Source organism: Urechidicola vernalis (genome assembly GCF_031846385.1).
Lineage (GTDB): Bacteria > Bacteroidota > Bacteroidia > Flavobacteriales > Flavobacteriaceae > Urechidicola > Urechidicola vernalis.
Map to the genome: position 1 here is coordinate 220,213 of NZ_JAVRHV010000003.1, position 13,185 is coordinate 233,397.

10 protein-coding genes are annotated in these 13,185 nt (G+C 34.5%); 3 read left to right on the forward strand and 7 right to left on the reverse strand.

The window, feature by feature from the left end:
- The first annotated feature begins 28 nt into the window (after nucleotides 1-28).
- Nucleotides 29-958, forward strand: coding sequence for a GYDIA family GHMP kinase (locus RM519_RS08155; protein ID WP_311593203.1), 930 nt, complete (start codon nucleotides 29-31; stop codon nucleotides 956-958).
- Nucleotides 955-2,166 (forward strand): BaiN/RdsA family NAD(P)/FAD-dependent oxidoreductase, encoded by a 1,212-nt coding sequence (locus tag RM519_RS08160; protein ID WP_311593204.1) that lies wholly within the window; start codon nucleotides 955-957, stop codon nucleotides 2,164-2,166. The genes RM519_RS08155 and RM519_RS08160 overlap by 4 nt, the downstream gene beginning before the upstream one ends.
- Nucleotides 2,167-2,185: 19 nt before the next feature.
- On the opposite strand, the gene RM519_RS08165 is transcribed toward RM519_RS08160, so the two are convergent.
- Nucleotides 2,186-3,118 (reverse strand): prolyl oligopeptidase family serine peptidase, encoded by a 933-nt coding sequence (locus RM519_RS08165; protein WP_311593205.1) that lies wholly within the window; start codon nucleotides 3,116-3,118, stop codon nucleotides 2,186-2,188.
- 243 nt (nucleotides 3,119-3,361) lie between these two features.
- Here RM519_RS08165 and RM519_RS08170 point away from each other — a divergent pair, with 243 nt between their 5' ends.
- Nucleotides 3,362-3,781: a CBS domain-containing protein gene (locus RM519_RS08170; protein ID WP_311593206.1), complete on the forward strand. Its 420-nt coding sequence runs from the start codon at nucleotides 3,362-3,364 to the stop codon at nucleotides 3,779-3,781.
- 78 nt (nucleotides 3,782-3,859) lie between these two features.
- Here the strand turns inward: RM519_RS08170 and RM519_RS08175 are convergent, their stop codons facing one another.
- The 6 genes from RM519_RS08175 to RM519_RS08200 form a co-directional block, all read right to left on the reverse strand.
- A complete protein-coding gene (locus tag RM519_RS08175) occupies nucleotides 3,860-5,368 on the reverse strand; it encodes a parallel beta-helix domain-containing protein (protein WP_311593207.1) in 1,509 nt (502 codons plus the stop codon).
- 11 nt (nucleotides 5,369-5,379) lie between these two features.
- Nucleotides 5,380-6,606, reverse strand: a complete 1,227-nt coding sequence (locus tag RM519_RS08180) for a cytochrome-c peroxidase (protein ID WP_311593208.1) — start codon at nucleotides 6,604-6,606, stop codon at nucleotides 5,380-5,382.
- A 79-nt stretch (nucleotides 6,607-6,685) separates the two neighbouring features.
- Nucleotides 6,686-7,630, reverse strand: coding sequence for a PKD domain-containing protein (locus RM519_RS08185; protein WP_311593210.1), 945 nt, complete (start codon nucleotides 7,628-7,630; stop codon nucleotides 6,686-6,688).
- 11 nt (nucleotides 7,631-7,641) lie between these two features.
- Entirely contained in the window at nucleotides 7,642-9,120 is a 1,479-nt protein-coding gene (locus tag RM519_RS08190) for a SusD/RagB family nutrient-binding outer membrane lipoprotein (RefSeq protein WP_311593211.1), read from the reverse strand.
- An 11-nt stretch (nucleotides 9,121-9,131) separates the two neighbouring features.
- The gene (locus RM519_RS08195) at nucleotides 9,132-12,215 is read right to left on the reverse strand and encodes a SusC/RagA family TonB-linked outer membrane protein (RefSeq protein WP_311593212.1); all 3,084 of its coding nucleotides are present in this window, start codon (nucleotides 12,213-12,215) and stop codon (nucleotides 9,132-9,134) included.
- A gap of 243 nt (nucleotides 12,216-12,458) precedes the next feature.
- Entirely contained in the window at nucleotides 12,459-13,082 is a 624-nt protein-coding gene (locus RM519_RS08200; protein ID WP_311593213.1) for a TetR/AcrR family transcriptional regulator, read from the reverse strand.
- Between the last annotated feature and the right edge of the window lie 103 nt (nucleotides 13,083-13,185).

The window sequence follows — 13,185 nt, forward strand, 5'->3', positions numbered from 1 at the left end:
TGTTCAGAATGACAGCAATCTATTATCATTGAAAAAATACTATAGTAACGGAAAATTATTATTATCTGCCGAATATCTGGTTTTAGATGGAGCAGTAGCATTGGCAATTCCAACCAAGTATGGACAGGATTTGGTGGTAGAACCTATTAAAGAGCCAGTGCTTGTTTGGGAGAGTTATGATGTTGATGAAAATTGTTGGTTCCAAGCCGAATTTAGATTGCCAGATTTAAGAATAATAAATGAAGCTTTTGATGCTAATTTTGAGGATTCAAAAGAATCCATTGCGCAAACGCTTCATAGAATATTACTAGCGTCAAGAGAAATGAATCCTAAGTTCTTAAATGAAACAGGTGGTTTATTGGTTAAAACAAATTTGTCTTTTCCACGAGATTGGGGTTTAGGAACATCCTCTACATTAATTAATAATATTGCCCAATGGGCTGATGTAAATGCGTTTTTATTGTTGCAAAAATCATTTGGAGGGAGTGGTTATGATATCGCTTGTGCTCAAAACGATAGTCCAATTACTTATCAAATTTTAAATGACAATTACAAAGTCGTTCCATTGGATTTTAAACCACCATTTGCCGATAAATTGTTTTTCGTTCACCTAAACCAAAAACAAGATAGTAAAAAGGGGATCAAAAGATATAGAGAAAGAAATGGTTTGGAATCAAATGCATTTGATATGATAAATGAAATTACAGAACAAATGATTCATTGTAATCAGTTAAAGAGGTTTGAAGATTTGATTGTTAGGCATGAAGAATTAATTTCAGAAATAATTCAGAATAAACCTATAAAAGAAATTGTTTTTGGAGATTATTTTGGAGCGATTAAAAGTTTAGGTGCTTGGGGCGGAGATTTTGTTTTGGCAACGGGTAATGATAGCACTCCGGCTTATTTTAAATCAAAAGGGTTTGAAACAGTAATCCCATATAATGACATGATTTTATGAGTAAAATAATAATCATAGGTGGAGGTGCTGCTGGTTATTTTGCGGCGATTACTGCAGCAGAAGCGAATACTGAAGCAGAAGTGATGATCCTTGAAAAAGGGAAAAGTGGATTGCAAAAAGTAAAGATTTCCGGCGGAGGACGTTGTAATGTAACACATGCTTGCTTTACACCAAGAGAATTGGTGGAATTTTACCCAAGAGGTCAACGGGAACTCCTAGGACCTTTTCATCAGTTTATGACAGGTGATACTATGGAATGGTATGAAAATAGGGGAGTAGAATTAAAAATTGAAGACGACAATCGCATATTCCCTGTGTCTAATTCATCGCAGTCAATTATTGATTGTTTAATTGAGAGTGCTAATGAGGCAGGAGTTGAAGTGAAATTTCAGCAAAATGTTTCTACTATAGAACCCTTAGGAAATCAATTTAAAATAACAACGAGTTCTGATGTCCTAATCGCTGACAAATTATTAATTGCAGCAGGAAGTAACCCGAAGGTTTGGGAATTATGTAGATCTTTAGGACACTCAATAGTCGAACCTGTTCCATCATTATTTACATTCAATATAAATGACCCCCGTTTAAAAGATTTAATGGGTGTTGCGGTTCCGAACGCAACGGTGAAGATCGTAAAAACAAAATTAGAATCTTCAGGACCATTATTAATAACACATTGGGGAATGAGTGGACCTGCAGTATTGAAATTATCTGCTTTTGGCGCACGTATTTTAGCAGATAAAAACTACCAATATAATGTTGAGGTCAATTGGTTATCTCGTGCTACGGAAAGTGTATTTAATGAGTTGAAAGAACTAAAGGGAAAACAACCCAAAAAAGAAGTTTTAAAAAAATCTCCTTTTACTGATATATCCAGAAGACTTTGGGAGCGTTTAGGTAATATTAGTGGTGTACAAGCTCAAAATCGTTGGGCAGATTTAAGTAATAAAACACTGCAAGAAATAGCAAATCAATTAACCAAAGGAGTTTTCAATGCCAATGGTAAAAGTACATTTAAGGATGAATTTGTTACTGCTGGAGGAGTAAATTTAAAGGAAATAGACTTCAAAAGATTTGAAAGCAAATTACACCCGAATTTGTTTTTTGCAGGAGAAGTGTTGGATATTGACGCCGTAACAGGTGGTTTTAATTTTCAAAATGCTTGGACAGGTGGATTTATTGCCGGAAATTCAATGGTCGATTCTTAAAAAATTCGGCATTTATTAATCATTCCTCAATCAAGTATTTATCAAACCAATTTACAAATTCTTGTCGGTCTTCATTCATGTTTTGCCATCCATGATCTGCACCTGGTTTTATTTTAAGTATTAATGGGACACCAATGCTGTCGAACTTTTTTTGAATATGCTGTGATTGTTGCAATGGCACTACCTGGTCCATGTCTCCATGAATAATATATGTTGGAGCATCATCTTTACTAACCAATTGAGCCGGAGAAACAGTAGTTATTACCTCTTTAAGTAATTTAGGATCAGCTATAGGTTTGTATACTACATTAATAGAGTCATATTCGTGATAAGTCATGGCTCCTAAAACGTATGATTCAGCCAAAATTGGAGAATGTTCTAAATAATTCATATATGCATTTGGTTGCCCCCAGTTTAAGAAGTCGGTGGGAGGATAAAAAACAGCAACCGCTTGCACTTTAGAAGAAACCCTTCTTACGGGATTTTTGGAATTTAGATTTTTAATATCGCTAGATGTATTTACAACCAAAGATAAATGCCCTCCCGCAGAGCCTCCAGTAATTCCAATATTGTTTGGGTCAATGTTAAACTTTTCAGAATTGAAGCGTACGTATTGAACCGCATGTTTAATATCCAAAGCAGCCTCTGAAATATCAAATCTAGGGTTTGAACTGTGAATTGTTACAAAAACAGTATATCCGTTTTCAAGAAATGGTTCTGCATTACTAATTTCATTTTCCAATTGCGAATAACCAGAATACCATGATCCACTTACTACCTGAACAATTCCTTTTCTATTTGCCTTTTCTGGTTTTAAAACTATCATTGTTAAGGCCATACCGTGCTTTCTATTATAGATTACTTCTTCTTGTGTAAAAAGTGATTTTTCTTGTCCATGAATGGTGATTATTGAAAAACAACATAATAAGATAAGCGCAAGTAATATTTTCATAGCATTGAATTTTTTCAACAATTTAAGGATAATATTTTTTGTACCACTAACATTCTCTAATAACTAAATATACCTTCGATCAATTACTTTTAAAAGAGGTTAAAAAAATGACTAATAATTGTTTTGAGGTCTAAAAGTTTAAATTACTTTATTTAAGTACTAATTAATTCGTTTTAATGACTTTTATCATGATTTTTAACCATTTAGAGGATTAATTTTATACATAATTTAAATGTATATATCATGAAAAAACGTGCTCCAGTATCAACCATAATGACAAGCGAAATAATAACTTTAAATACGACAGATAACCTGATGAAGGCCGAACAGTTGTTTAGAGAAAATAAAATCCGTCATATTCCTGTAGTAAGTGGTGAAAAAATTATCGGAATACTTAGCTATACGGATTTACTTCGTATCAGTTTTGCAGATTCTTTTAATGAAGACGAAAATACGGTGGATGCCGTTGTCTATAATATGTTTACCATTGAACAAGTAATGGCAAAAAATTTGGTTAGTGTCTCTTCTACTACAACTATTAAAGATGTGGCTCATATTTTAGCGAATAACGAATTCCATGCCCTACCTGTTGTGGATGATTGGAAGTTAGTAGGTATTGTAACAACAACTGATTTGATCAATTATTTATTAGATCAATTTTAAAATAAAAAAGGCTCCATAATGGAGCCTTTTTATTGAATTTAAATTAAGGAATAAATCAAATTTTAGGGTTGAATAATATTATTTTCCAATGGTTAAAATGTATTCTGCAACTGCCAATTTTGCTTCTGGTGATAAATGATTTTGAGGTGGCATTTCTGGATAATCCTCTCTTAAATTTTTTGGAGCACTCATGTATTCTACCATCGCTTCTGGTCTGTCTTTATAAATCATTTGAATAACTTCTACAGGAACTCCAATAAGTCTTTGGTTTACTGCATGGCATCCAGAACAAACACCGTAATATGTGAACTCACCCAATTGCTCTTTTGTTATATCTCTATGTTCTGCCGGTTTATCTAATAAGAAAGATTTTACGCCATAAGAAGTTTCAATTTTAGGGTTGCCAAATTTACCAATACCAAAAGTTACATATCGATCTCGGTTTGCAATAGTACTACCAGTTCCACCGCCAATAGCTAACACATCAGGACCTCTGTCTTTAAATTGAGCCTTCATTAATAATTTTACCTCTCCAATTGGATTTTTGCCATTTCTAAACATATAGTTGTTTAAAACGGTTACATTATCTGGGTTTGGTTCAGATTCTGGATCTCTAGACGCTTTTATGCCACCGCTTTCAAAGTCAGTAATTAAAATACCAACATTATCGTTTCCTGTAATCATGTTATCCTCAATAATAACATCATCGGCAGCCATTACTAATATTCCAGTTCCTGGAGGAATCCCTGCTACTGTTGACCCTGGAGTAGCAAAATTTTCGTGATTATTAGCATTTACAAAGTTGTTTCGTATAATAATATCATAAGTAGTTTTTATAGGTAACCCCGGAGTAATGAATGCTAAGATTCCACCGGCATTGTCATAAACATTATTGTTTTCTGCAATACAATGGCGCGAGTTTTCAAACTCGATACCTGCAACATTACCGAAAACTTCGTTATGTAAAACATCTATATTATCACACATTCCAACGTAAATGGCAGCATCTTCAATACCAGTTAACGTATTGTATTCAATCAGTCCATTTTTGCCATACTGAGGGAAAATACCGTAAACACCAGTGTCTATAACCCAGTTATTTCTTATTACAAAGTTATTTCCAGCTTGCCCCATAATTCCGTTACCCTTGTATTTAGTAATTTTGAATCCTTCAATATGAATACCGTTCCCTGAATATAAAAAGGCATCATTCAATTCTGTTTTACCATCTAAAGTTGGCCATTCTCCATCTTCAATAATACCTTGAAAAGTAATATCATTTTTATCTACATATACCGTTTCAGAATACGTTCCAGGATAAACTCTTATCAAGTCTCCCGCATTTGCTTTTTTTACAGCATCCATTATTAAATCTCCATCCTTTACTTCAAAAATTTCTCCAGTAAATTCTTTCGCTTGATTTAATACAGCTTCTCCAGCTCCTGCATTTCTATACAACGCGTTTTTGACCAATTGTGTTTCTGCAGTTGGGCTAAATAATTTGTAGCCAGCAAATATTCCTGCTCCTATAAATAATAGGGCAAAAAATATTCGTTTTCCAATCGATGGTTTTTTAGATGTTCCCATGGTTTTTGTTTTTATGAGTTGTTTTGTTTTGTTTTTAATTCTGAAGGTAAAACCTTCGGTATTCTTGGTTTAAAGGATTCGTCCGTTAAAGTCTTTAAAAAATCGACTAAGCGATCTAATTCTGTATCTGTTAAATTCGGTTCCCAAATATGCCAATGAATAAATAAATCTTCTCCTTCGGGTACGGCATGTCCCCGTCCTTTGGTGTAAAATTCAACCGCCTCTCTAAGTGTTTTGAATTTACCCGAATGCATATATGGTGCTGTTTTTTCAATATTTCTTAAAGTAGGTACTTTAAAACCTGCTCTTCTAGATGGGTCGTTAAAAGTTATTTCCGCTCCAGGATCCAATGGTAATCCATCTTGTTCTGGAGTGCCAATTACGGCTACTTGCTGATTTGTAAATAGCGGTGGCGTGTGACATTCCGCACAACGCGCAACAAATGATCTAAAGATATTTAATCCTTTAATTTCGTTTTCATTCAATGCTTCATGATACCCATGTGCATATTGATCATATTTACTGTTTAATGAAATCAAAGAGGTTTCAAATGCTGCGATAGATGTATAAACTTCATGTAATTGAATACTATCATTATAATCTCTATTTGGAAAAGCTTTTGCAAATAATTCGCGATATGTTTCGATTCCATTTAAGGTTTCAAACAATTGTTCTTCAGTGTTACCCATTTCTTCTTCCGAATACAACGGCCCTAACATTTGTTGTTCTAAACTACCTGCCCTTGCATCCCAAAAAAGACTTTTTAAATAACCAACATTCCAAAGTGTGGGGGAGGAGCGCTTCATTTTTGCATTATGTATTCCAGTTCCGAGAGCTTTGCCATCACTAAAGCCTTGGTTCGGGTCATGACAACTTGCGCATGAGACAGAACCATCGCCAGATAAGGCTGGGTCAAAAAACAAATATCTTCCTAAATCTATTTGTTGTGGGCTAAAACCTTCTCTTATTTTTGGTAAGCCAGATTTTAATCCACCAACACCTCTGTTCTCGTAAGTATCGTAAACATATTGATCGTATAAATTACGAGCAACACATTCATTGTTTTCATTTAATTGAAATCCTGGCGGACAATTAGAATTTAATGTGATATCGTTAGAATTATTTTTAACTTCAACGTATTCCTTTTCTTCATTACTCTTTGTATTAGAGCATGAAGCCATAAGAATCAAACTAATTGAAACCAATAGGAGTTGATATATGTTTTTAATTTTTCTCATTTTTTAAATTGTAAAATCAAGGAACTCTTTCAAATTTTGGAGTTCCTTGATTCTACGGCTCAATAATTTTATTTGTTAATTACATTGCTTCAAAAGACAAATGGAACATTAACGTTGGGAATGTGTACAAATCAGGATGCGGTACAGCACCAATAGATAAGGCTACATTCATAGTTGTTTCATCAATACTTTTAATAATTGTAAAGGCATTTGCATCTTTAAATCCGAAATAATCACCAGTAATTAATCTTTGATGTCCAGTGAAGTTTGCCTGATAAGGCGCTCCTGTTGCTGGGTCAGTAGCCATTACAGAAAAATCTTCTTCATCTATACTCCAAGTTGCATCAGTTGCAGGCGTATATAATACATTTGCCAATGGTACCAAATTTGGATCCCAAGAGACTTCTCTAATATCAGCACCTCTTTCAAAATTAGCATAAATTAATCCCATTAAACTGTTTCCATCTTTATTGTCTATTACATATCTACCATCATGAATAAAGGTAAACGTATCCTCGTATGAAGCACCTAACCCTACTGCATGTAATAAATTATCTATAGAAGGTTGAAAAATTGATAAACTATTTTCTACACCACTGGCTCCTTCAATACCTGCAGTATATGCCGCTTTCAATCTCCAAGATTTTCCTTCCGGTTTTGCCGGTCCACCAGTTAAAAGAATTTCTAACGATGGTAAAATGGTTACAGTTTTTGTTTCTGTAAAAGAACTTCCAGAACCCACAGCTGTAAGACTCACTTCATAATCTCCGGCTGCTGCATAAGCATGAACTGGATCTTCTTCTGCACTCGTATTTCCATCACCAAAATCCCATGAAAAAGAATCAGTATCATCAGAGACTTTTCCATTAAATGTTACTAACGAACCTTCAACTAAAAATTGAAAGTCTGACAATGGTTTGTGCATGACCATATCATCATCGTCGTCATCACATTGTACCAATGCTAATGACAAAATGGCTATAAATAATAATTTGAATGATTTCATATTTTTAAATTTTTTCATCGTTGTCATTTTTAGTTTTTATCCCACCAAATTGGCGTATCAATTTTATTGGCACCTTGTCTGTTAATAGCTTCAGAAGCATTTGTTCCGTTAGAACTCATCTCAAATGAACTATATAAAAAACGCGTAGGTAAGATTCCATTTGTAGCACCTTTCTCCAAATCAGGATCTGTTCTTTGTTCAATAACAGGATATCCAGTTCGTCTAATATGAGTCCAACCTTCGTAATAATTTGGCGTTAAAGCAATCCACATTTGTGTCCCTAATTGCTCTTCTTGCTCATCAACTGAACCAGTAAGTGTAGCAGTTGGGCTTGCCAAGAACGATGTGATTTCTGCAGCATCTATATCCCACTGTTCTAAGGATGCTTCAATTCCCATTCTGTATAAGTTATTTGCATCAGTAGGGTTGTTGTCATAAATCAATGCAATTTCTGCTCTAAGGAAATATATTTCTGAAGCTGTCATTAGGAAAATTTTACTGTCTTTTGAAGAAAGTGGAATTCCCATATCTGACTTACTTGCAAAATCTGATTGACCAAAAGCCTCATCATTCAATCCGTTTTTCTGACCTGTATAATTTCCATTCCCGTCCTTTTCAACAAATACTGATAATCTAGGATCTGCAGTTCCTTCTAATTGACCAATAAACATTGTAGACATTTTAATAGAAGGAAATCCTGTTCTTCTTCCGTACCATGCATTTCCTTGTCCTTCAGTTTCTATCATATAAGCATTATGTGCATTGTCTTCCATTAAAGGTTCCGATAAACAAAGTGCTACTACTTGTTGAGACAGCGTTGGATTTACAAAACGCATTCGCATTGCTAAGCGCAATCGCATTGAGTTTGCCATACGTACCCATCGATCTAAATCATTATCAAAAACAGGATCAGAGTCTGGGTATCCCATTGCTGGATCAGCCGTTTTTAGAACATTTATACTTTGTGATAAACGATCAATTAGGTCGTTATAAATAAATTCTTGTGTATCGTATTTTGGTGTTAAGATATCTTCTGTTTTTCCTTTGCCACCTTCGGTGTAAGGAACTTCTCCAAACCCATCAGTAATTCTAGCAAATCCCATGGCAGCAACCACATCAGCAATTGCATGGCGGACAGGGTTCTCCGTTTCTGGTTCAGATGTTAAAACAAGAACTTCTTCAATATGTTTTATAACACCACTATACATGCCATTATAAATTCCATTGTAATTTCCATCAAAACCGTCAGTATATTGATCTGGTTGTCTTGCCGTACTTCCGGCTACATAATAATGGCCATATTGTCCAGCAAATCTATATGAACCTTCATCTAAGGTTCCATTAAATAAACTTCTTGCCGCATTGGCAAATAACGGTGCGTCATCTATACTGGTAACGTTGTTTGGATTTTCACGAACATCTTCTAAAGTGTCTTCACAAGATGTTACTACGAATCCAACCAATAAAATAACTAAAACCTTATATGCTATATTTTGTAAATTTTTCATCTTAGTTTATTTTAAAAGTTTAGTCTTAAATTAATTCCATAAGTCCTAGTAGATGGCAATGAAGCATGTTCTAGCGCTGTTGCGGTTGGACTACTTCCATTACTTGCATCAGGATCTAAATCTCCATTCGGATTGTAGATAAAGAACAAATCTCTTCCTACAGCCGAAACCGTTGCACCTTGGATACCGACACTGTTCAATGCCTTTTTAGGTATGTCATAAGAAATAACCAATTCTTTAAATTTCACATTTGAAGCATCAAAAATTAAATCTTTTCTGATGTTACTAACGAAATTATTGGTGTAATTTTTAAGTAGTGGACTGATTGGTACTGTGTTTTCAAACCCAGTGTTTTCATTAATTCCTTCTTCTATGATTCCTGTTTCTCTACCTATAAGTGAGGTAGCGTCCGTTCCAAACATTTGTCGGTAACCTCTTCCCCAAGAGAAGAATTCACCGCCGCTTTGATAACTGATTAAAGTTCTAACTGAGAAGTTTTTGAAACTAAAGTTATTAGAAATACCTCCATAAAAATCTGGGTTGATTGAGCCTAGTTTAATGCGCTCTCCAGGTTGCGCCAACCCTTCATCAGTAATTAGTTTTGTTCCAAAATTATCTCGTAAATAATCCAGTCCGTAAATTGTTCCAAATTCCTCCCCTGGTCTTGCTTCTATAGAAACACCCATTAAAGAATTAAGTGTAATACTCTCTAAGGACTCATCAATACTTTCAACAGTTGATTTACTTTTGGTAATTGATAATCCCATGTCCCAAGTAAACTTGTCATTCTGAATAGGAACAAGGTTTAACTGTGTTTCAAACCCCTTGTTTTTGATAGAGCCAGCATTTGTGGTATAAGAAGAAAACCCTGTACTTCCAGAAATTGGAACAGCCATAATTTGATCTTCTGTTAATGTCTCATAATATGTAAAATCTAAATGGATTCTATTGTTGAAGAATCCAAGTTCTGTACCTACTTCCCAAGAATGAGAAACTTCTGGTCTAAGATTTGGATTTGGCAATGACCCCGGAATAGAAGCCACAGTATAATCTAATGTTCTTGCCTGATTAATACTATAAGATGATTGTGTTCTATAAGGACTTGTGTCATTACCTACTTTAGCGTAAGATGCTCTAACCTTTCCTTTGTTAAAAGTGTCAGATTCAATTCCGAAGAATTTAGAAAATAAGAAACTTAGATTTTCTGAATGATACCAGTACGAATCATTATCTGCTGGTAATGCAGATGAATTATCGTTTCTTATAGTTGCATCTAAATATACATAACCACCATAACTTATTTGACCAAGACCATAGTATGAATACACAATTTTTTCCCATTCGTAATCAGAATCTCCTACTACAGCATAGTTTGAGATTCTATAAAAATCGGGAACTTTTTCATCGCTTCCCCAAACACTTATTGAACTACCACCATCAGAGCGGTAATTAGCACCAACACTAGCGGTTACGTTGAAACCAGAAAAATCCTTAGTATAGGTTCCTAAAATATCAGAGTTCCATGAAGTGCTTTTACTGCTAGAATTAGAATAACCTCCAAGTCCGTTGTATTGCGCTTGTGCACCTGCTGCTGCATGAGTAGTGAAGTCTGTAACTACATAGTTTAAACCTGTTTTACCGGTAATGTAGAAGTTGTCAGAAACATCCCATTTTGCAGAAAAGGCTCCTTGAAAGCGATCTCTATTATCTTCATTATACACATTTTTAAGTGCCCAATACGGGTTGTTAAATGTGTTGTCTAAGTTCCATTTTATTTCATTTCCGTCTGCATCTTCTATATTGTTTTTGGCATCTTCCAAACGAATATCTCTAGGCATTAAGGCTAGTTGAAGTGCGGTATTTGCCGCGCCTTCTCCTAATTCCGGTCTGTTCTTAACTTTAGATTTTATATAAGTTACTTTGCCATCTATCTTTAATTTGTCAGATAAATTTGACGACGCTCTAAAGTTAATCGTGTTTTTATCTAAGGTATTGTTAGGGATTGTTCCGTCTGTATTTTGGTTTGTTATGGATACTCTAAAAGAACTCTCGTCTGTATTTCCTTCAAACGCAACTCCGTTTGTAAAGGAATAACCAGTTTGATAAAATTCTTTGTATGGGTTGCCTTCTCTTGGAGAAAACACATCATCATTTCCTAACCAGTTTACATAATCTTGTCCCTCCATTTTTGGTCCGTAACTCCAAGAACTTGGATAGTCTAAGTTCGGTCTTCCATCACCTCCAATAGGCGAGAAAGCGCCGAAAGCACCCATCCCATATTCGTTTTGTAATTTTGGAGTTAACATTATTTCAGTCACATTAAAAGAAGAATTTACAGTAACTCCAATTCCATTTTGAGTCGTTCCTGATTTTGTCGTAACTAAAATTACACCATGCATACCTAAAGATCCATAAGCAGCCGCTGCTCCTGCACCTTTTAATACAGTTATAGAGGCTACATCTTCTGGGTTTATGTCAGAAAGAGCGTCACCACGGTCAATACCTCCGTTTGGATTTCCACCACTACTGCTATTGGAAACAGGAATACCATCAATTACAACCAAAGGTCTGTTAGAGCCGTCAATAGTCGTAATACCTCTTAATAAAATCCTTGAAGAGCCATCTACACCTGTATTACCTTGTGTAATTTGAAGGCCTGAAACCTTGCCTTGTAAAGAATTCATTACGTTATTTTCTTGCGCAACAGCAAACTCTTCTGGTTCGACCTGCTGAACAGAATACCCCAATGATGCTTTGTCTCTCTCAATATCTAAAGCCGTAATTACAACCTCGTCTAAACTTTGAGCATCTATCTCTAATTGCACGTTTATAATAGTTTGAGATCCAACTAAAATTTCTTGAGTTTTATAACCAATAAATGAAAACACAAGGATTGTACTTTCGTCAACTCCGCTTATTGAGTAATTACCGTCAAAATCGGCAGGGACACCTTTTTCGGTCCCTTTGACATTTACACTAACTCCGGGTAGAGGGTCTTTTGTTTCTTGATCTAGAATCTGTCCAGAAACTGATTTTTGAGAATAACTTGCAATGGAATAAACAATTGCAAATAGTGTTAGTAATAGTTTGTTCATAAATTTAATAATTTTTGATTATTAATACTGGTTTTCCGGTTGAGGAATTCTCTATTTCAAAGCTCTTTTATTGTTGATTTAACTAGAAATTAAGTTAAAATTTTTACAAACCGACCGTTCGTTCGGTTGCAATATAAAATTTTTTTTTGTTTAAAATAAAATTAAGAAAATAAAAAATCAAAATTTAACTTTTGGAAACTGCTTATTGTGAGTAGTTTAGTTGCTTAAAAGTCGAGAGCCAATTTATTCGTTGCAGATAAACGAAAGAAAAGAATCAAATACAAGTTGGTATTTTTTAAGTAAAATTTCTTTTACATTGTCCTTAAGAGTGGAATGATGTACAGCAACCCCTTCAACCATTCCGATAATCTGAAGCGTGATTGTTTTTACATCCAATTCGGGTTTAATTTGATGGTTTGAAAAACCATTTATAACGATATCTTCAACAGTTTTTCTAAACTCAGCAACGGCCTGAGTTGTTTGCCCTCGAATGGCTGTGTTTTTTTCGCTTTCTAATTGAAAACTAAAATAATTCCGTATAGGATAGTCTGAATCATTTTTCGATATATTCTCAATATTATGAAATAATTCAGCCACATAATTGTACAAACTTTCGATATCCTTTTTAAAACTACCAGAATTAAAATCTACACCATCTGGTTGTAACAACTCAAAATAATAAGTTTCTAAAGTTGCAGCGTAAATTTCTTCTTTACTTTTAAAATGATGGTAAATAGCACCTTTAGACAATTTGGTGACTTCCATTATATTAGTAATGGTAACTTCCTTAAACCCCTTTTTTAAAAAAAGTGAGAATGCAACACGTATGATGTTGTCTTTACTGTCAAAAGATTTTTTTAGACCCATGGGTATTGAAGATTTTAATTAAAAATGACGGTCGGATGTGATTTTTAACTAAGAAACTAGAAGATGTTAAAACTATATAAAAAGATTGGAATAATAAAATAAC